This window comes from Noviherbaspirillum phoenicis, from assembly GCF_047237965.1.
Lineage (GTDB): Bacteria > Pseudomonadota > Gammaproteobacteria > Burkholderiales > Burkholderiaceae_D > Noviherbaspirillum_A.
The window spans coordinates 1,754,283-1,772,135 of record NZ_JBDFLX010000001.1; the positions used below are offsets into that span (position 1 = coordinate 1,754,283).

Below are 17,853 nucleotides of genomic sequence, written 5' to 3' on the forward strand. Positions count from 1 at the left end.
ACGCATTGAACGGGCCGGCATGCGCTACCATGTCGGCCCGTTTTACTGATGAACGAGCACCGACAAGCCATGGATGATTTCGACGACGCGCCGCCGCCCATTACCCGGCCCTGGATCCACCTGGAGACCAGCGGCGATGTGGAAGGCTGGATAGAAAACTACAACCGCGACCTGCAGCGCACCCTGGGCCGGCCGGACAGCATGTCCTTCGGACCCGGCCAGGGTCAGGGCATCTGCTTCAACCTGGAAGCGGGCGGCGAAATCTATCTGCACACCACCAACGATGGCGACGTGCTGCTGGACGTGACGCCGGAAGCGGAATGGGCCACGCCGGTGATCAGCGCAGCCACCGGCACCGCGCCGCCCGGCGGTCAGATCTGGCCGCTGCCCGCCTATCTGCTCACGCAGCTGATCCTGGGGCTGTCGATGCTGATCGCCTCGACCACCATCGTGCCCCGGCACGATTTCCGTACCCGCCGCTATTGATGGCTGTGCGGTATGCGGCTGCGCGGCTGATCAGCGCGCTGCCGGTCCCGGCTTTTGCGCCGCCAGTTCGGCGCACGGGTCGTCGGCGCGCCTGACTGCCGGACCGGGAATCACGTAGTCATACGGCTGTGGCGCATCCGGCGCCAGCTCGCCTTCGGCCAGCGCCACCGACAGCACCCTTTTCTGCGGCGCGCGCTGCTTGAGGTAAACCGGCACAGCGAGGTCCTGCCTGACATGCCCGCGGCCCAGGATGGCGACGGCGCTGCCCGGCGCCGACAGCAGGCGGTCGGCCATGATGGCGTCCCGCACGCGCTGGGCATTGGCCATGGCGCCCACGGCCGCCTCGGGCAGCATGCCGCAATGCGCTGCCTCCACCTCCTGGCGCAGGCTGGCCTGCTGCGCCGCGCTCCAGCCGGTGTCGAGCCCAAGCTGGGCCGAGGCGCCGCTGCCAAGCGCGGAAACACCGTTGCGGCCAACTTCGCGCAGCGCGTCCCGCGAGATATTGGCCGCCAGTACCGGCAGGCCGCGCTCCAGCGCCGTGGTCAGCAGGCCTTCGTAACCGTTCCACTCCCAACCCGGCTTCATCAGCGCCTTCAGCGCTTTCAGCTTTTCCGGCTGCGTATCCTTGGAGCGCAGGATCGCATCCAGGCTGGACTGCTGCTCAAGGTCGAACTGCTCCATCACCAGCGCAGGCTTTCTGTCGGCCAGCGATTCCAGCAGGCGCCGCTGCGTCGCATGGTGGGCCGGGTTGTCGTGGGTTTCGCCGAGCAGCACGATGTCGGCCTCGCGCGCCTGGCGCACCAGCTCGCTGAATGCGACGTGGCGCCGGTCGCCGACCTTCCACGGCTGTTCGGCGTCGCCGCTGCCTGCGGTCTGGATCGCGCCGCAACCGGCCTGGACCACCAGGCAAGCCGCAAGCAGCCCGGCATGCAGCAGGCGCCGCGTGAAAAGACCCTGAGGCATGGCGATGGGCATGGTGGCGAGGGGAGCGATGGCAAGCCGCAAACATAGCACGAGCCGGCCGGCATCGATCACTGATGGGGCGAATAACGTTTGGTAGTTGCGCTAATCGAACCATTCCTCACATACAATGGCGTGCGACAGACCGCCCTTCGTCTGGTTCAAACGATCCCATTCAGAGCCTGCACACCATTGAAATCGCTGAAACCGCTGAACTCACTGATTCTTCCCCTGCTAGCGCTGACGCTCCAGGCGCCCCCTGCCCTCGCCGCAGGCGACCCCGAGAAAGGACGCGCGCTGTTTTCACGGTGCGCTTCCTGCCACCAGGTGGGTCCGTCCGCCCACAACGGCTTCGGACCGCAACTCAACGGCATCCTCGGCCGGCGCGCCGGCAGCCTCGACAACTATGCCTATTCGCCGGCGATGAAAAACGCCACCCTGGTCTGGTCGGAAAAGAACCTGAAGAGCTTCCTGAAGTCGCCGGGCGACACCGTGCCGGGCAACAGGATGCGCTTCTGGGGAATGGGCAGCGACAGCCAGATCGCCGACCTGCTGGCCTATCTGCGGCAGTATCCGTAAAACCAGGCTCCTATGCCGCCTGTCGTCCCGCGTCCCGGGCGCAGCGCAGCGCGGCGCCCGCCTGGCGCAGCAGGGCGTCGGCGCCGGTGGCGTCGCCCTGACGCAGCGCGATGCCGACCGTCGTTGCGACTTCATGCGGCGTGCCTTCCAGCAGGAAGGGCTGACGCAGCGCTTCCATCACCTTGTCGGCCACGATGCGGCCTTCATCGGCCTGCGCCAGTCCTTCCATCAGCACCACGAACGCATCGCTGCCCAGGCGCGCCACCATGTCGGTGGAACGGCAGTTGCGCGAAAGCCGAGCGGCCAGTTCCTTGAGGAGGGTGTCGCTGCGCTCGTGGCCGAGACTGTCGCTGAGCTCGTCGAAGCGGTCGATCTCGATGCGCAGCAGCGCCACCGCGCGGCCGTTGCGGTCGCTGCGCTGCAGGGCTTCACCCAGGCGCTCGGTCAGGTAGCCGCGGTTCGGCAGCCCGGTGAGCGCGTCGAAGCGCGCCAGCCGCGCCAGCTTCTGCTCCGCCTCCTTGAAGGCGGTCACATCGTTGGTCAGCGAATAAAAGCCGGTCACGCGGCCGGCGCCATCGCGCTCGGGCACGTAGCTGGCATGCAGCACGCGCCGCTCGCCGCCCTGTTCCACGCTGTATTCGAATTCCACCCGCTCGCCGGCCAGCGCGACGCCTGCATGCGCTTCCAGCATCGCGTAGATGGCCGCGCCATAGGCTTCTTCCATGGTCCGCCCCAGTATCTGGCCGACGTCCACGCCGGTCGCCGCATCGCCGCGGCTATTGGCGTAGGCAAAGCGCAGGTCGGTGTCGATGAAGGCAATCTGGGTCGGCGTATTGTCGGCAATGGTACGGATGCGCCGCTCGCCCGCCTTCTGCGCCGTGATGTCGCGGCCCAGCATGATCACGCCCTGCACCGCCGCATCGTGCGCGCGGTCGGGCATGCAGACCATGCGCAGGTCGATTGCCCGGCCGGCCAGGACCGCGACGCATTCGAACTCGACCCGCTCGCCGGCCAGCGCCTGGTCCAGCATGGGTCGCCACTGTTCATACAGCGCAGTGCCAATGATGTCGGACAGGGGCAGGCGCCGCGCCTGGTGCGGCGACATGGAAAACCAGGCACGCCCGGCGCCGTTGCAGAAGTCCACGCAATGCGCGGCGTCCAGGCGCATGGCCATCAGCGGCAGATTGTCGGCGAGGTCGGACAGGCGCCGCTCGCTGGCGCGCAGCCTCTGCTCCAGATACAGGCTGCGCCGCGACTGACGCAGGTAACCCGCGCCGCCGATTGCCGCCAGCAGGACCAGTCCCAGCACCGCCGCGCCCTGCAGCAGCGCATCCTCCTTCCAGGGCGCAAACCACGCCGCGCGCGGCACGCCGGCCAGCGCCAGCAAGGGATAGCGTTCGGAGCGCCGATACGCATATTCGCGGTCGACGCCATCGAGCAGGGACGACGCCCGCGCCGCGCCTTCGGCGGGCCTGGCCTGATAGGCCCGGAACAGCGTGGAGTCGGCCTGGCTTGCGCCCAGGGCCGCTTCCATCATCGGATGCCGGGCCAGCGTAACGCCGTCATCGCGCAGCAGGACGATCTCCCCGCCGGCATCGAGTTGCTGCTGGAACGACTGCAGATAGGATACCGGCACGGTGGCCAGCGCCACGCCTGCAAAGCTGCCATCCGGCCGGGAGATGCGGCGCGTCAGCGGCAGCACCCATTCCCCGCTGACCCGGCTCTTCAATGGCCGGCCGATGTGGATTTCGTCGCCGGGATGGTCCCGGTGATGGATGAAATAGGCGCGGTCGCTGTTGTTGGCGTCTCTGGGCAGGTTGCGCAGGGAATTGGCGACCCAGGCGCCATCCTCGCTGAAGACGAACAGTCCGCCCACCTGGGGCAGCGCAGCCGCGCGGTCGGCCAGGAATTCCGCCAGGTCGCCAAAGAAATCGGCGCGGTCCAGGGCGGACTCGGCTTCGCGTACCACCGCCAGCAACGCCAGATCGACGGTCATCAGGGCATCGTCTGCCTGGCGCGTCGCCGCCTGCGCCAGCACCGCCGCATGTTGGCGCGCTTCGGCCGACCGTCGCTCATGGGAAGCCCAACCGCGCCAGCCGATCAAGCCGAGCAGGAGAAGGCTGCACAGGACGAGCACCACCACGATGCCGTACGCACGACCGGCGCCAGGGCGTCGCGCTGGAAAAACTGGCTGGACGGGTCCGACCGACATAATGCCTAACGGAAATTAAAACCGCATTGTCTCAGCATTTCGGTTTTTTTGCTTCCATATGGAAATATTTTGGCTGTCTCAGTCGACCTTGAAGGTATCGACCATGCCTACCAGCGTGGCTGCCTGCTCCTGCAGCGACGCCGCCGCGGCAGCCGCCTGCTCCACCATCGCCGCGTTCTGCTGGGTGACGTCGTCCATCTGGCTGACCATGCTGTCGACCTGCGCAATGCCCTCGCTCTGCTGGCGGCTTGCCTGGCTGATTGCGGCCATCAGCGCACTCAGTTCCTGGACCCCGCTGACCACCTCGTCCATTGTTGCGCCTGCGCGACGGACCTGGACGCCGCCGGCTTCCACCTTGCCGGCCGACGCATCGATCAATCCCTTGATTTCCTGCGCCGCCGCGGCGCTGCGCTGCGCCAGCACCCGCACCTCGGACGCCACCACGGCAAAGCCGCGGCCCTGCTCGCCGGCCCGCGCTGCCTCCACGGCCGCGTTCAGCGCCAGGATATTGGTCTGGAAAGCGATGCCGTCGATGACGCTGATGATATCGGCCATGCGACGGGATGCCTGGCTGATCTGTTCCATCGTCTGCACCACGTCGCCCACGGCTGCGCCGCCGCGGGCGGCGACTTCGGCCGCGCTGGCGGCCAGGCGCTGCGCCTGGTCGGCGTCATGGCTGTTCTGCTGCACGGTGGCCGTGAGCTGGTTCATCGCCGCCGCGGTGTCGCGCAGCGACCCGGCCTGGCGCTCGGTCCGCTCGGACAGGTCCAGATTGCCGGTGGCGATCTCACCGGAGGCGGCGGCGATTTGGCCGGCGCCGGTCCTGACCTGGCGCACCACATCGGTCAGCCCCTGGCCGGTGCCGTTCATCGCCAGCATCAGCTGCCCGATCTCATCGCTGCGATGGGTTTGCAGGGTGGCGGTGAGGTCGCCGGTCGCCAGGCGCTGCGCCGCGGCGGTGGCCCGTGTTAGCGGCAGCGTGACGGCGCGCCGGATGAAGAAGTACAGCAGGCCGACCAGCGCCAGCACCGCGGCGATGCCGAACAAGGCATAGCGATTGCGCAGCGCCTTGACCTCGCGCGTCATGTCATCGACATAAGCGCTGCCGATCACCACCCAGTTCCAGTTCTTTTCGTGGGCGTACGCAGCAAACTTTTCCCTTGCTGCCGCATCGTCCTTGTCCTGCCACAGGTAGCGAATTTCGCCCTCTTTGCGCTCGAGGATTTCCCGGAACAGTTCACGCCCGTCGGCCGATCTGGACGCCAGCACGTTCTGGCCTTCCAGCGACGGATGCACCAGCATGCGTCCGAAGTCCTTGCCCGGCCTGGCGTCGAGCACATAGAAGTAACCGGTATCGCCCACCTTGACCGAGCGGATGCGCTCCTTCAGCGCGGCGATCTCGGCGTCGATGTCCACGCCCACGTACAGCACGCCGACTACCTGGCCGGCGGCATTGCGCACCGGATCGTACTGCGTCATGTATTGCTTGCCGAACAGGGTCGCCAGTCCGGCGTAGCGCTGTCCGGCCATCAGCGGCGCATAGCCCGGATGCCCACGGTCGAGGATGGTGCCCACGGCGCGCTCGCCGTTTTCCTTCTTGACGGAAGTCGACACGCGGACGAAGTCGTCGCCCTGCTTGGCAAATACCGTGGCGGAAACGCCGCTCTGCGCGGTAAAGCGGTCGACCACGGTGAAATCGAGATTGATGTCGCTGTCGCCGTTCTTCAGCATCGCCACCCTGCGGCCGCCAATCTCCACCGCGCGGCTGTCGTCCAAGGCGAACTGCCCGGGGAATCCTGTCTCCAGCATCCGTGCAAAGCGCTTGGTGGCGCTGGCGGAGGCGTGGGCGAACATGGCGATCATGTCCACCACGGAGCGGCTTTTCTCGCTTGCGACCTCCACTGCCCGGCGCTCGACATCCTGTGCGCTGGAATAAGCGAGCGCCCAGGCATAGAGCGTGAAGATCACGGTGGCCAGCAGGAATATGACAACGGAAATACGGGCGCCGACCGATTGCTGCAGGCGGTTAAAAAAAGAAGGCATGGATCAGTTTTGAAAGGAAGTTACACAGTTGACTGGCTTACGCCCTATAACGTCCTACTTCGAGAAAACTGAATAGTCGTTCCGCCGTCATGAAGCCCGGTGCCGCCCTCCGTGCAATTCATGGCAAACTTCGCCGTTCATTCCAACCGTACTCATCATGAAAAAATATTGGATTGCCCTCGCTTTCGTTTTCCCGGCCTTTGGCGCGCACAGCCAGGGCGCAGACCGCCAGACTGCGCAGGACGAGGCCTATGGCACCTACTTTCGCTGCATGAATGTGTATGCAAGCCGTTACATCAAGTCGGATGCGCTGGTGGCCGACATCGCCGATGCCGCCATGTCGGCATGCCAGGACAGATACCAGGACCTGCTGAACGCCACCGCCAGCCTGCTCGGCGGCATGACCGCGGCCCAGACAACCCTGAAGGATGTGCGGGAAACCGCACGCAGCTTTGCCGTCAGAACCGTGCTGGAAGCGCGCTTTCCCTTGCGCTGAATCCTGTCTTACCCACATTTCTAGTGGACAATACTGTGGATAACTCGGAAAATCCTGCGCTAATCCTTTGATTTGTTGGATTAAATTTCGACTGACTCAATTCCCAGCAGTAGCTCCCGACAGAGAGTTACACGAGGCTATAATCCAGCCTCATTCCAAGACACCAAGCATCCGATCGTGATAAAGGGCGAGAAAACCTTTGCCAACCAGGGCTACCTGCTGCGCTGCATTGCCGTACCGCTGCCGGACGGCAGCTTCCATGCCAGCGTGCAGATAACGCGTTATGCCGACCGTGCCGACATGGGCACTACCGAGTTCACGCCCGAAGTGCCGTTCGCGAGCCGGGCCGCGGCCATCGAACATGCCCGCGCCTGGTCGGTCGAATGGGTCAGAAATAATGGCTGACGGCATAACCGCAACGCCATCCATGTCGCCTCTGCAGGCCCTGGCCAAAAGCCTGGCGGGCGACATGCTGCTGCGCATCCTGCTGCTGGCGCTGGTGGCGCTGACGCTGGCCGCACCCGACCGGATCGGCAGCTATCCGTCCCTGGTGGACTGGCGCACCGTCGGCACCCTGCTGGGCTTGCTGATTCTGACCAAGGGTATCGAGTTGAGCGGCTGGCTGCCGCATCTGGCGCGGCGGCTGGTCGGCCTGATGTCCAGCGAACGCCTGCTGGCGCTGTTGCTGGTGGCGTCGACCGCGGCGCTGGCCACCGTGCTGACCAATGACGTTGCCCTGTTCGTCATCGTCCCGCTGACCCTGACGCTGAAGGACACCGGAGTGCCGTTGACCAGGCTGATCGTGTTCGAGGCGCTTGCCGCCAACGCAGGCTCGGTGCTGACCCCGGTGGGCAATCCTCAAAACCTGTTTCTGTGGCAGTTGTCCCATACCGGCTTCGCGGAGTTCGCATGGACGATGCTGCCGCTGACCCTGCTGCTGCTGGCGCCATTGCTGCTGCTGACCCTGCTGTCCTTTTCCGGCCGCACCCTGCATTTCCCGCAGCGGCAAGCCGCGGCGAAAACCGACCGGCTGCAGCTTGCCCTGTCGCTGGCGCTCTATCTGCCCTTCCTGGTGCTGACTGACATGCACCGTCCGCTTGCGGCGCTGCTGGTGCTTGCGCCGCTGCTCATTGCGCGTCGCGGCGTGCTGCTGCGCATAGACTGGGGACTGCTGCTGGTATTCGTGCTGATGTTCATCGACCTGCGGCTGCTGGGCGCGCTGCCGCCCGTGAAAAACCTGATCGCCACCATCAATCTGGACATTGCCTGGCATCTGTACTCCACGGCCATCGCTGCCTCGCAAGTGGTCAGCAACGTGCCGGCTGCCATCCTGCTGGCGCAATACAGCCAGGACTGGAAAGTGATTGCCTATGGCGTCAACGTCGGCGGTTTCGGCTTCATGCTCGGGTCGCTTGCCAACATCATCGCGCTGCGCATGACGCCCGACCGGCGCGCATGGATCGTTTTCCATGCCTACTCCGTGCCCTTCCTGGCGGTGGCAGCCGTCCTGGCCTGGCTGGTGCTGCGCCAGCCAGGCGCCTGAACGGCCAGGCGCCTGGCTAGTCAACCCCGGTCCGGGGCAATGGTCAAGGTCAGCCGCGGCCGCGGCCACCGTGGTGGGCGTGCATGCGACCGCCCACGTTGTCATTGAAGATCTGCTGCTGCAGCGGCGACAGCGTGGCGTAGAAGGTCTTCATTGCAGCCAGGTGGGTCGTCATGCGTGCCTCGCGCTCCTTCATCATGGCCAGCATTTTTTCCATGCGTTCCGGCGCGGACAGCTTTTCCCATTCGGCCCGGTCGGGACGGCCCGGCCGGCCTTCGGCTTGCGGCGGCCTGATTGCCTCGACATAGGTTTTCCAGGCGGCTTCCTGGCTGCCGGTCAGCTTGAGCTTGTCATGCAGCGCCGCCTGGCGGCGCGCCATGGCTTCGCGGCGGTGTTCGCCGCCATGCTCCATGCCCTGCATGCCGCCATGATCGGGCGCCGGACCGGCGGGCATCGGCGGCGCGGCATAGACGGCGGAAGCAAGGCCGGCAGCCATGAGACCGGAGACGAGTGTGGCGCGCAGATGTTTCATGATGATTCCTTTCGACGGTTTAGGGTTGTGCCATGCACAGGTATGCATGATGCCCACCGCTTGTATCAAGGAAATGTCAGCATTGTCCGCTTTGTATCGAGTTGTATCGCCATGCCGGATCCGGCAGGCAGGAAGGCGCCATGAGACAAAGGCGCGGCGCCACAGACGCCGCGCCTTTGCGCGTGGACTATGCTGGCCGGCCTGCGCTATTCGTCCATGCCGTTCAGGCTTTCGATATCGCCGATCGCAAGGCGCCGCATCAGGCTGGGCGTTGCCTCGTCCGGGTCGATGCCGGTGGCAACGGCATCCGGAACGGCCTTTTTCATCTGGCCGTCGCGCTCGATAAAGTACTCGCCCTTGTCATAGGCGATCAGATAAGTCAGGCGTTGGCCGACGCGGCGGGTGTAATACTCCGATGGCATGACGATGTCCTCCTTTGCATGTTGAAAAAATATACCGCTGCCGAAGAGCCGGTCATGCGCGGGCGCAGACTATCATGCACGCCACCGTGACGCTCCTCTCAGCAGTTGCCCTTCTTGGCCTGTCCCGGCGGGCAGAAACCGCCACGCCGTTCGTCCCGGTCATGGTCGTGGCGCTCATGGCGCTCATGCCGCTCATGCGACTCGTAATGCGGCCGCGCATCGCGCCGCCAGCCGCCTTCCCTCAGGCGCCAGCCATTGTCCACGCGCACCCATTCGGGCCGCACATAGACCTCTCCCTGCCGCGCCCGCTCCCAATGCCCGTCCTGCCACACATGCCGGCGGCCATCCCAGCTCCAGAAGCCCGGCGCCCACAGATATCCCGGCCGGCCCGCCGGCACCACTTCATAGCGCGGCGGCGGCGGCGCGTCGCCAATGATGATGTTCAGGTTGATCTGTGCCTGTGCCGGTGCCGCGATAAAGGCGGCGCTGGTAGTGGCAATCATTAAAGCGGCGGCGCTGAGGATCGATTTCATGTCTGGCTCCTTGATGAACTGCCGACCAATATACATGCCAAACAGCAACGATCATTCAAATGATGCAGATCCTTACATTTTCGATTTCCCCGGCAGAAAATTGCACGATGAGCGTTCCCGTTTCCGGAGACGGGCGCCGGGCAGGCAGACGGGTTTAGGGATGCTTGGCTATGTCGTGTATGAAGCAGGCATGAAAGCGCTCGTCCTGTTCATCGCTTACTGCTTGCTTCCACCCTGTCCGGCCGGCACCGGCGTGACCAGTTCACGAACCACGCCCCCGCTACCGACGCTGCCGCTGACGCTTCCTTCGCCATTGGCACGCCGTTCGCAATCGGCCTTTTCCGCCGCCGGCAGCGTGGCGCAGCGTTTGCTGGCATTGGCCTGGTAATCGCCGCTGTCGCGCAGATTGCCGCGCTGCGATTCCTGTTTGGCAGCACCGGCCTCGCGCATGCAGGTGGCTTGGTCCTGCTGGCTGTTGCCGTTCATGCAGTCAGCACGCTCTTTCTGGATAGTTGCATTCTGGTCGGCGGCCTGAGCCGTACCTGCCATGCCGCTCAGCATGCCGACAGTCATCAGCGCGGCGCAAGCCCATTGCCTTGATACGGGAATGAAAGATGCCCTCATTGCAATTCTCCATCTGAAAAATTGCAGATTAAAAGCGAACGGAAAGGATGTCTGTTCGCTAACAAACTTAATAAACTGTTCGGTATAAGCCGCCCAGTCTATTGACATTGCGTAAAAGGCAACTTCAGGTACTATATTAAATTATCATTAATACAACAAATTGAGGTCGTGATGGGCACAGACACCAGACTGCCGGACTTTGATACCTTATCCCGCCTCTATCAGGAAGACCCGGGCGCGTTCGAGGCTTTCCGCCGCCAGCTGCTGCGTCAGGCTGTGGACGAAGCGCCGCGCCGCCACCGTCCCGCCCTGGAAGAACTCCTGTTGTGCATCGAGGCGAGCCGGCAACGCGCTGCGACCCCGGCCGAAGCTGCCTCGAATGCCTTCCAGATGATGCGCCAGTCGGTCAATCAGTTGAACGCCGCCTGGCAGTCGGGACTGCAGAGCGTGGCCCAGTTGCAGACCGACGCCCTGATGCTCAAGCTGCGCACGCGCTGAGACGCGCCAGATCAGGCAGCCGTACGCGCCACGTCCCGGTTCACCGCGCTCATCACGGCCTTGAACGACGCGGTGACGATGTTGGCATCGATGCCCACGCCGAACATGGTCGGACCATCGCCGACGCGCAGTTCCACATAGCTGGCGGCCTGCGCATTGGCGCCCGCGCCAATCGCATGCTCGTGGTAATCCATCACGCGAACATTGAGCCCCAGCGCGTCGACGAAAGCATCGATCGGACCATTGCCGGCGCCGGTCTGCTCGCGCATCACCCCGCCCTGCTCCATCGCCACCGCAATCTGCACCGGGCACGCCTGCGTGGTGTCTTCGCTCATCCGGTGGCTGAGGTAGGCGTACGGTGTCCGCTGCTCCAGATATTCAGCGCGGAAGATACGGTAGATCTCCTCCGCCGTGACCTCCTTGCCGGTCGTATCCGCCGCGGCCTGCACCACACGGCTGAACTCGATCTGCAGGCGACGCGGCAATGCCAGGCCGTGTTCCTGTTCCAGCAAGTAGGACATGCCGCCCTTGCCGGACTGGCTGTTGACGCGAATCACCGCGTCATAGCTGCGGCCGAGATCGGCCGGGTCGATCGGCAGGTACGGCACGTCCCAGATTTCATCCGGCTTCTGCTGTGCGAAACCCTTCTTGATCGCATCCTGATGCGAGCCTGAAAACGCGGTATAGACCAGGTCGCCCACGTACGGATGGCGCGGATGCACCGGCAGCTGGTTGCATTCCTCCACGCACTGGCGCACGGCATCGATGTCGGAAAAGTCCAGTCCCGGATGCACGCCCTGCGTATAAAGATTCAGCGCCAGTGTCACCAGGTCCACATTGCCGGTACGCTCGCCATTTCCGAACAGGCATCCCTCTACCCGCTGTGCGCCCGCCATCACTGCCAGTTCGGCTGCGGCAACGGCCGTGCCCCGGTCATTGTGCGGATGCACGCTCAGGATGATCGCATCACGCCGTTCCAGGTTGCGGTGCATCCACTCGACCTGGTCGGCGTAGAGATTCGGCGTGCTGCTCTCTACCGTTGCCGGCAGGTTGATGATCATCTTGCGCTGCGGCGTCGGCTCCCAGACGGCGCTGACGGCGTCGCATACTTCCTTGGCGAAATCGAGTTCGGTCTGGCTGAACGACTCAGGCGTATATTCAAAACCCCATTCGGTTTCCGGCATGTCGCTGACGAGGTGGCGCACCAGGCGTGCGCCGCTGACGGCGATCTCGCGGATTTCCTCGCGAGGCAGGTTGAACACCACCCGGCGGAAAGCCGGCGCGGTCGAGTTATACAGATGCACTACCGCCCGCCTGGCGCCGCGCACCGATTCCACGGTGCGCCGGATCAGCTCTTCCCGCGACTGCGTCAGCACGATAATCGTCACATCCTCGGGAATGTGATTTTCCTCGATCAGCATGCGCACGAAGTCGAAGTCCGTTTGCGACGCCGATGGGAAGCCCACTTCGATTTCCTTCAGGCCCGTCTTGATCAGCATGTCGAAAAACTGCATTTTCTTCGCCGGACTCATCGGTTCGATCAGCGCCTGGTTGCCATCGCGCAGATCGGTGCTCATCCAGATCGGCGGCGTCGTGATGACCTTGTCGGGCCAGGTGCGGTTAACGAGCGCTACAGGCGCGAAAGGACGGTATTTAGTTGCTGGGTTGACGAGCATCATGGCAATTCCTTGTCGGATAGTGGGCGCCGCAAACGCGGCGTCGGGCAAACGGGACTTCGGGAGTTCTGGAATTCTGGATGTGGCGGAAAGGCTGCCGGACTGCCACTCAACGCGAGGCCAGGCAACCGATCGGTAGCAGTAGCGCTGCGAATGCGCGCGAAAACGCGCCCGGCAGGGACTCGATGCGGTGGGAATTTTTTGCTGTGTATCGGTGGGAATGCATGCTCATGGACCTTCGTTCTGATTGCCTGGGGCCGGACGTGCCGGCCTGACTTGCTTACGCGTGGCGCGGTAGGCGTAGTCGTAGCGACAGCGATAGGCTGTCACGCAGGCTGAACGAAAAGAAGGGTCGGTGAGCGAAAAACATTTGCGAACCATACGGGAGCAAACAAGCTGCTGTCAAGCGAAACCGCTTTACGAGGGTTCGTTCGTTGCTGGAACAAGGCTTGCCGCCCAACCTGGGTAACCACAAGGGCGACAGCCTGCTGATGCTGGCCAGCTATCACGGCCATGCGGAGGCGGCGCGGCTGCTGCCTGATTTCTACGCCGATGCGGCCCTGTGCAGCAACGACTAGGGACAGGGGCCGCTCGCTGGTGCAGGGTACACAGGCGAGGCGGCAATGGCGTCGCTGCTGCTGGAACGGTAAGTAAATGTGGAAGGCGCAATGCCGAGCGGACGCACGCGATGCCGGCGGCCTGACCGCCCTCGACGTCGCGCGCATCATGGGCGCGCCGGATACGCCGCAGCAGATTGCCGCGGCCCTTGAGGCGATTCAGTGACTCAGTAAGTCAGTCTTGAAGGAGCCTTTTGCTCAAGGCGTCAGGCAAGAAAAGAAACAAAGGGCCAAAGGCGTCAGGCGTCAGGCGTTGGGCCGCAACAGCCGCAGAATATCGACCAGTTCATTGCGAATGGCAAGCAGGTCGACCTGCGGCTCGGGCGGCGCAACCGGCTCTTCCTCGATCGCGCCATGCTCGGCCAGGCGATTGCCCAGCTTGTTGCGGGCGCCGCTGATGGTAAAGCCCTGCTCATAAAGCAGTTCGCGGATGCGCCGGATCAGCAGCACTTCATGGTGCTGGTAATAACGACGGTTGCCGCGCCGCTTTACAGGCTTGAGCTGGGTGAATTCCTGCTCCCAGTAGCGCAGCACGTGCGGCTTGACGCCACACAGCTCGCTGACTTCGCCTATCGTGAAATAGCGCTTTGCAGGAATGGGGGGCAATTCGATCAGTTCTGGCTTGCTGGTACGCTCTGTCATGGGCAGTCAGTCAGGCGGCACGAGTGATGGGCTTGCGGCTGGCGAGTTCCACCATGCTCTTGAGCTTCTGGCTTGCATGAAAGGTAACGACGCGCCTTGCGGTGATCGGTATCTCTTCCCCCGTCTTGGGATTGCGGCCCGGCCGCTGAGGCTTGTCGCGAAGCTGGAAGTTGCCAAAGCCGGAGAGCTTCACCAATTCGCCACGCTCGAGTGCGTTGCGGATCTCGTCGAAAAAGGTTTCGACCATGTCCTTGGCTTCCCGCTTGTTCAGGCCCACCTGTTCGAACAGCATTTCAGCGAGCTCGGCTTTTGTCAGCGTCGGAAGATCTTTTTCCAGCTGGGACCGGGCTTGAGCTTCGATCATCGCACGGTTCAGGTCAGCGGCTAGTACAGATTGAAATTCGGCTGAGTTCACGTCATTCATTTCAGTTATCCCCACCTGCCTCAAGTGCGCAGTGCGGCACCATATTTTTGGTGGGCAGCCTCGATGAAACGAGCCATGGCCGCGTCCACATTGTTGTCGTTCAGGGTCGCTTGAGTATCTTGCAAGGTGAATCGGAAAGCAAGGCTTTTTTCGTCATTTTCCAGTCCTTTCCCGCGATATTCATCAAACAAAACAATGGCTTGCACAATCCCGCCAACCGTGCTGGCCTGCCGTTCGGCGTCGAAGGCGTCTAGCAGGTCCTGCGCTTGCACGTGGCTTTTTACCAACAAGGCAATATCGCGCGTCACGGCCGGAAATTTCGATATTTCCTGGTAAGTCGGCACTGCGCGCTGCTGGAGCGCGGTTGCGTCAACCTCGAAGACTACCGGCGCCAGTGGCAGATCGTACTTTTGCTGCCAGCGTGGATGCAGCTCGCCCAAAATGCCGATCACCTTGCCATCCAACAAAATGTCGGCTGAACGTCCGGGATGCAGCGCCGGATGGGAGGCCTTGGCAAAGCGCAGCGTCCCTGACGCAAATAGCGCTTCCAGGTCTGCCTTGACATCGAAATAGTCGACGTTGCGCGCTGGCTGGCTCCACTGCTCTTCAACCGTTTGTCCGTAGGCGATTGCTGCCACTTTTTTGGGTTGCGAGTAGCCGGCGACAGACAATGGGCCATCTTGCACCTGTTCATCACGCCTGAATACCGCTCCGATTTCAAACACGCGAACACGGTTGATTTTACGGTTCAGGTTATAGCGTACGTTCGCGACCAGGCTACCGATCAGCGTCGAGCGCATCACGCTCATCTGGCTGGCAATCGGGTTCAGCAAGCGGATGGGCGCAGTATTGTCAGCAAAGTCCTTTTCCCACGCTTCTTCGACAAAACTGAAGTTGATGACTTCCTGATAATCCAGGTCCGCCAGTTGCTGGCGAATGTCGAACAGCGAACGTGTGCTCTCGGGAGCGATGCGGATTTCATTCGCAGCGACAGGCGGCAGCGCGGGAATATTTTCAAATCCGTACACCCGTGCGATTTCCTCGATCAGGTCTTCCTCGATTTCGATATCGAAGCGATACGACGGCGGCGTGACGTGGAATACGCCTGCTTCCTGGGTGTAAGGCAGCTTCAGACGGCTAAAGATGTCGGCAATCTGCTGATCGTCGAGCGGCACACCGATGACCTTGCGGGCACGCTCGGTGCGCACAGCGACCGGCGTACGCTGGGGCAGATTGACGATATGGTCATCGACAGGCCCCACCACGGTGCTTCCCGACTGACCGCATATTTCAATAATCAGGGCGGTTATCCGTTCCAGATGTTCGACTGTGGTTGCATAGTCGACGCCGCGCTCAAAGCGATGGGCAGCATCAGTGGAAAAATTGTAGCGACGCGCGCGGCCCTGTATTGCCTGCGGATGCCAGAATGCGGCTTCCAGATAAATATTCTGGGTGTCGAGCGACACGGCCGTCGAATCGCCGCCCATGATGCCTGCCAGCGATTCGATTTCCTTGTCGTCGGCGATCACGCCAACCCATTCATCCACATCAACGGTATTGCCGTTGAGCAGCTTCAGGCTTTCGCCCTTGCGGCCCCAGCGCACCGCCAGCCCGCCATGGATCTTGTCGAGATCGAACACATGGCTAGGGCGGCCAAGTTCCAGCATCACATAGTTGGAAATGTCCACCAGAGCGGAAATGGGACGCTGGCCGCTGCGCTCAAGCCGGCGCTTCATCCAGTCGGGCGTGACTGCCCGGGCATTCAGGCCACGAATGATTCTTCCCGAGAACCGGCCGCATAAATCCGGCGCCGAAATCGTCACCGGCAGCTTTTCATCGGACGTAACGGTAACCGGCTTAAAGGTCGGCTCGCGCAGGCTTACGCCCGTCAGCGCAGAGACTTCCCTTGCCACACCCAGCACAGACAGGCAGTCAGCCTTGTTCGGCGTGAGCTTGATCGTGAAACGCAGGTCATTCAACTGGTAGTAATCGCGGAAATTCTGTCCGACCGGCGCGTCATCCGGCAATTCCAGCAGGCCGCCATGATCTTCCGACAGCTTTAGTTCACGTGCCGAACACAACATGCCCTGCGACTCCACGCCACGCAATTGACCGACGCGGATCTCGAACGGCTTGCCATCGTCACCCGGCGGCAATACTGCGCCGGCCTTTGCGCAAGGCACCTTCATGCCAGGCCGCACATTGGGCGCGCCACAAACGATATTGAGCAATGTGCCGGTACCGGCATCGACTTGGCACACATTGAGCCGGTCCGCATTCGGGTGGCGCGTCACTTCCAGCACCTTGCCTACCACCACGTTGGAAAACGGCGGCGCAACGGGCTCCACCTCTTCCACTTCGAGACCAGACATCGTCAGTAGATGGGACAGCTCATCCGAGGTCATGCCCGGATCGGCCATCGTGCGCAGCCAGCTTTCGGAGAATTGCATAGGAAACCGTGTCTTAATTAAATTGTTTCAGGAAGCGCAGATCGCCTTCATAGAACAGGCGCAGGTCGTTGATGCCATAGCGCAGCATGGTCAGCCGCTCCAGGCCTGAGCCAAAGGCAAAACCGATGTAGCGATCCGGGTCCAGGCCCATATTGCGCACCACGGTCGGGTGCACCTGTCCTGCGCCGGAAACTTCCAGCCAGCGTCCTTTCAGTGGGCCGCTGCCGAAAGCAATATCGATTTCAGCCGAAGGTTCGGTAAACGGAAAATAGGACGGACGGAAACGCACCTGCAAGTCGTCAGTCTCGAAGAAAGCCCGAACAAAATTGAGATAAACGCCCTTCAGGTCGGCAAAGCTGATGTTTTCGTCTATCCACAAGCCTTCGACCTGATGAAACATCGGCGAGTGGGTGGCATCGCTGTCGACCCGGTACGTCCGGCCCGGCGCGATGACCTTGATCGGCGGCTTGTTCATGCGCGCGTAACGCACCTGCATCGGGCTGGTGTGGGTGCGCAGCAGCAGCGGCTTGCCCTGGCTGTCCTTGCCATCCACATAGAATGTGTCCTGCATCGAACGCGCCGGATGATTTTCCGGGCTGTTCAGTGCGGTGAAATTGGTCCAGTCGGTCTCGATTTCCGGGCCGTCGGCAACATCGAAGCCGATCGAACCAAAGATCTCTTCCACGCGCTTCCAGGTGCGCATGACCGGATGGATACCGCCCTTGCCTCGTCCGCGGCCGGGCAACGTGACGTCGATCGCTTCCGCGTTCAGTCGCGCCTGCAATTGGGCATCGGCCAATGCGTCGCGGCGGGCGGTCAGCGCCGTTTCGATTTGTTCCTTGGCTGCGTTGATCACGGCACCCTGGGCGCGTCGCTCATCTGGCGCCAGCTTGCCCAGGCCCTTCATCTGTTCGGTGATCTGGCCAGTTTTTCCGAGATATTTTGCCTTGGCATTTTCAAGCGCTGCGGCGTCCGGCGCGGCGGCGAAATCAGCCTGCGCCTGTGTTACGAGTTGTTCTAAGGAAGTCATGCGGTATTTCCGCTTTCTGATTGAAGCCGAAAGAGACAGCCGGTTGAAAACGACCATGTAGCCGCCAAACAAAGCGGGGCAAAGGT

At 62.7% G+C, this 17,853-nt stretch carries 20 protein-coding genes; 8 read left to right on the plus strand and 12 right to left on the minus strand.

Translation table 11 applies throughout. The features are described 5' to 3' along the window. Window positions 1–69 precede the first annotated feature (69 nt). The gene (locus tag ABC383_RS07985) at window positions 70–486 is read left to right on the plus strand and encodes a hypothetical protein (protein WP_413012949.1); all 417 of its coding nucleotides are present in this window, start codon (window positions 70–72) and stop codon (window positions 484–486) included. Between the two features lie 30 nt (window positions 487–516). Here the strand turns inward: ABC383_RS07985 and ABC383_RS07990 are convergent, their stop codons facing one another. Next, window positions 517–1,449, minus strand: coding sequence for a ChaN family lipoprotein (locus ABC383_RS07990; RefSeq protein ID WP_413012951.1), 933 nt, complete (start codon window positions 1,447–1,449; stop codon window positions 517–519). Between the two features lie 189 nt (window positions 1,450–1,638). On the opposite strand from ABC383_RS07990, the gene ABC383_RS07995 reads away from it, so the two are divergent. Beyond that, window positions 1,639–2,025 carry a c-type cytochrome gene (locus ABC383_RS07995; protein ID WP_413012953.1) on the plus strand — a complete coding sequence of 129 codons (387 nt, stop codon included), beginning with the start codon at window positions 1,639–1,641 and terminating at the stop codon, window positions 2,023–2,025. Between the two features lie 10 nt (window positions 2,026–2,035). Here the strand turns inward: ABC383_RS07995 and ABC383_RS08000 are convergent, their stop codons facing one another. Beyond that, window positions 2,036–4,168, minus strand: a complete 2,133-nt coding sequence (locus tag ABC383_RS08000; RefSeq protein ID WP_413012955.1) for a bifunctional diguanylate cyclase/phosphodiesterase — start codon at window positions 4,166–4,168, stop codon at window positions 2,036–2,038. Window positions 4,169–4,315: 147 nt separating this feature from the next. After that, a complete protein-coding gene (locus tag ABC383_RS08005) occupies window positions 4,316–6,280 on the minus strand; it encodes a methyl-accepting chemotaxis protein (RefSeq protein ID WP_413012956.1) in 1,965 nt (654 codons plus the stop codon). 157 nt (window positions 6,281–6,437) lie between these two features. On the opposite strand from ABC383_RS08005, the gene ABC383_RS08010 reads away from it, so the two are divergent. The 3 genes from ABC383_RS08010 to ABC383_RS08020 all read left to right on the plus strand — a co-directional run bounded on the left by ABC383_RS08010 (window position 6,438) and on the right by ABC383_RS08020 (window position 8,319). Beyond that, on the plus strand, window positions 6,438–6,776 hold the full coding sequence (locus ABC383_RS08010; RefSeq protein WP_413012958.1) for a hypothetical protein: 339 nt from the start codon (window positions 6,438–6,440) through the stop codon (window positions 6,774–6,776). Between the two features lie 177 nt (window positions 6,777–6,953). Next, window positions 6,954–7,181 carry a hypothetical protein gene (locus tag ABC383_RS08015; protein ID WP_413012959.1) on the plus strand — a complete coding sequence of 76 codons (228 nt, stop codon included), beginning with the start codon at window positions 6,954–6,956 and terminating at the stop codon, window positions 7,179–7,181. 22 nt (window positions 7,182–7,203) lie between these two features. Next, entirely contained in the window at window positions 7,204–8,319 is a 1,116-nt protein-coding gene (locus tag ABC383_RS08020) for an SLC13 family permease (RefSeq protein ID WP_413012961.1), read from the plus strand. A 49-nt stretch (window positions 8,320–8,368) separates the two neighbouring features. Here the strand turns inward: ABC383_RS08020 and ABC383_RS08025 are convergent, their stop codons facing one another. The 4 genes from ABC383_RS08025 to ABC383_RS08040 all read right to left on the minus strand — a co-directional run bounded on the left by ABC383_RS08025 (window position 8,369) and on the right by ABC383_RS08040 (window position 10,538). Continuing rightward, complete coding sequence (locus ABC383_RS08025) at window positions 8,369–8,851, minus strand: Spy/CpxP family protein refolding chaperone (RefSeq protein WP_413012963.1); 483 nt, start codon at window positions 8,849–8,851, stop codon at window positions 8,369–8,371. A 206-nt stretch (window positions 8,852–9,057) separates the two neighbouring features. Beyond that, window positions 9,058–9,273 carry a hypothetical protein gene (locus ABC383_RS08030; protein ID WP_413012964.1) on the minus strand — a complete coding sequence of 72 codons (216 nt, stop codon included), beginning with the start codon at window positions 9,271–9,273 and terminating at the stop codon, window positions 9,058–9,060. Window positions 9,274–9,371: 98 nt separating this feature from the next. Then, complete coding sequence (locus tag ABC383_RS08035) at window positions 9,372–9,806, minus strand: YXWGXW repeat-containing protein (RefSeq protein WP_413012966.1); 435 nt, start codon at window positions 9,804–9,806, stop codon at window positions 9,372–9,374. 216 nt (window positions 9,807–10,022) lie between these two features. After that, entirely contained in the window at window positions 10,023–10,538 is a 516-nt protein-coding gene (locus tag ABC383_RS08040; protein ID WP_413012968.1) for a hypothetical protein, read from the minus strand. Between the two features lie 63 nt (window positions 10,539–10,601). Between ABC383_RS08040 and ABC383_RS08045 the strand changes: the two genes are divergently transcribed. Continuing rightward, window positions 10,602–10,928: a DUF3135 domain-containing protein gene (locus ABC383_RS08045; protein WP_413012970.1), complete on the plus strand. Its 327-nt coding sequence runs from the start codon at window positions 10,602–10,604 to the stop codon at window positions 10,926–10,928. Between the two features lie 11 nt (window positions 10,929–10,939). On the opposite strand, the gene leuA is transcribed toward ABC383_RS08045, so the two are convergent. Then, window positions 10,940–12,607: a 2-isopropylmalate synthase gene (gene leuA / locus ABC383_RS08050; protein ID WP_413012972.1), complete on the minus strand. Its 1,668-nt coding sequence runs from the start codon at window positions 12,605–12,607 to the stop codon at window positions 10,940–10,942. Window positions 12,608–12,972: 365 nt separating this feature from the next. Here leuA and ABC383_RS08055 point away from each other — a divergent pair, with 365 nt between their 5' ends. Both ABC383_RS08055 and ABC383_RS08060 read left to right on the plus strand, forming a co-directional pair. After that, complete coding sequence (locus ABC383_RS08055) at window positions 12,973–13,182, plus strand: ankyrin repeat domain-containing protein (RefSeq protein ID WP_413016269.1); 210 nt, start codon at window positions 12,973–12,975, stop codon at window positions 13,180–13,182. A gap of 76 nt (window positions 13,183–13,258) precedes the next feature. Continuing rightward, the gene (locus tag ABC383_RS08060; RefSeq protein WP_413012973.1) at window positions 13,259–13,387 is read left to right on the plus strand and encodes a hypothetical protein; all 129 of its coding nucleotides are present in this window, start codon (window positions 13,259–13,261) and stop codon (window positions 13,385–13,387) included. An 80-nt stretch (window positions 13,388–13,467) separates the two neighbouring features. Here ABC383_RS08060 and ABC383_RS08065 read toward each other — a convergent pair whose 3' ends face one another. Genes ABC383_RS08065 through pheS form a run of 4 tightly spaced genes read right to left on the minus strand, consistent with a single transcriptional unit; the run spans window position 13,468 to window position 17,767 of the window. Beyond that, window positions 13,468–13,863 carry a MerR family transcriptional regulator gene (locus ABC383_RS08065; protein ID WP_413012975.1) on the minus strand — a complete coding sequence of 132 codons (396 nt, stop codon included), beginning with the start codon at window positions 13,861–13,863 and terminating at the stop codon, window positions 13,468–13,470. Between the two features lie 10 nt (window positions 13,864–13,873). After that, window positions 13,874–14,287 (minus strand): integration host factor subunit alpha, encoded by a 414-nt coding sequence (locus tag ABC383_RS08070; RefSeq protein ID WP_194714188.1) that lies wholly within the window; start codon window positions 14,285–14,287, stop codon window positions 13,874–13,876. A gap of 20 nt (window positions 14,288–14,307) precedes the next feature. After that, window positions 14,308–16,737 carry a phenylalanine--tRNA ligase subunit beta gene (gene pheT, locus ABC383_RS08075; RefSeq protein WP_413012977.1) on the minus strand — a complete coding sequence of 810 codons (2,430 nt, stop codon included), beginning with the start codon at window positions 16,735–16,737 and terminating at the stop codon, window positions 14,308–14,310. Between the two features lie 13 nt (window positions 16,738–16,750). After that, window positions 16,751–17,767 (minus strand): phenylalanine--tRNA ligase subunit alpha, encoded by a 1,017-nt coding sequence (pheS, locus tag ABC383_RS08080; protein WP_413016271.1) that lies wholly within the window; start codon window positions 17,765–17,767, stop codon window positions 16,751–16,753. Window positions 17,768–17,853 lie beyond the last annotated feature (86 nt).

Excerpts from the sequence above, each read along its gene's own strand:
- ABC383_RS07985 (WP_413012949.1), top strand. The coding sequence starts at position 70 with ATGGATGATTTCGACGACGCGCCGCCGCCCATTACCCGGCCCTGGATC.
- ABC383_RS07990 (WP_413012951.1), bottom strand. The coding sequence starts at position 1,449 with ATGCCTCAGGGTCTTTTCACGCGGCGCCTGCTGCATGCCGGGCTGCTT.
- ABC383_RS08005 (WP_413012956.1), bottom strand. The coding sequence starts at position 6,280 with ATGCCTTCTTTTTTTAACCGCCTGCAGCAATCGGTCGGCGCCCGTATT.
- ABC383_RS08010 (WP_413012958.1), top strand. The coding sequence starts at position 6,438 with ATGAAAAAATATTGGATTGCCCTCGCTTTCGTTTTCCCGGCCTTTGGC.
- ABC383_RS08020 (WP_413012961.1), top strand. The coding sequence starts at position 7,204 with ATGTCGCCTCTGCAGGCCCTGGCCAAAAGCCTGGCGGGCGACATGCTG.
- ABC383_RS08025 (WP_413012963.1), bottom strand. The coding sequence starts at position 8,851 with ATGAAACATCTGCGCGCCACACTCGTCTCCGGTCTCATGGCTGCCGGC.
- ABC383_RS08030 (WP_413012964.1), bottom strand. The coding sequence starts at position 9,273 with ATGCCATCGGAGTATTACACCCGCCGCGTCGGCCAACGCCTGACTTAT.
- ABC383_RS08035 (WP_413012966.1), bottom strand. The coding sequence starts at position 9,806 with ATGAAATCGATCCTCAGCGCCGCCGCTTTAATGATTGCCACTACCAGC.
- ABC383_RS08040 (WP_413012968.1), bottom strand. The coding sequence starts at position 10,538 with ATGTCAATAGACTGGGCGGCTTATACCGAACAGTTTATTAAGTTTGTT.
- ABC383_RS08045 (WP_413012970.1), top strand. The coding sequence starts at position 10,602 with ATGGGCACAGACACCAGACTGCCGGACTTTGATACCTTATCCCGCCTC.
- leuA (WP_413012972.1), bottom strand. The coding sequence starts at position 12,607 with ATGATGCTCGTCAACCCAGCAACTAAATACCGTCCTTTCGCGCCTGTA.
- ABC383_RS08060 (WP_413012973.1), top strand. The coding sequence starts at position 13,259 with ATGTGGAAGGCGCAATGCCGAGCGGACGCACGCGATGCCGGCGGCCTG.
- ABC383_RS08065 (WP_413012975.1), bottom strand. The coding sequence starts at position 13,863 with ATGACAGAGCGTACCAGCAAGCCAGAACTGATCGAATTGCCCCCCATT.
- ABC383_RS08070 (WP_194714188.1), bottom strand. The coding sequence starts at position 14,287 with ATGAATGACGTGAACTCAGCCGAATTTCAATCTGTACTAGCCGCTGAC.
- pheT (WP_413012977.1), bottom strand. The coding sequence starts at position 16,737 with ATGCAATTCTCCGAAAGCTGGCTGCGCACGATGGCCGATCCGGGCATG.
- pheS (WP_413016271.1), bottom strand. The coding sequence starts at position 17,767 with ATGACTTCCTTAGAACAACTCGTAACACAGGCGCAGGCTGATTTCGCC.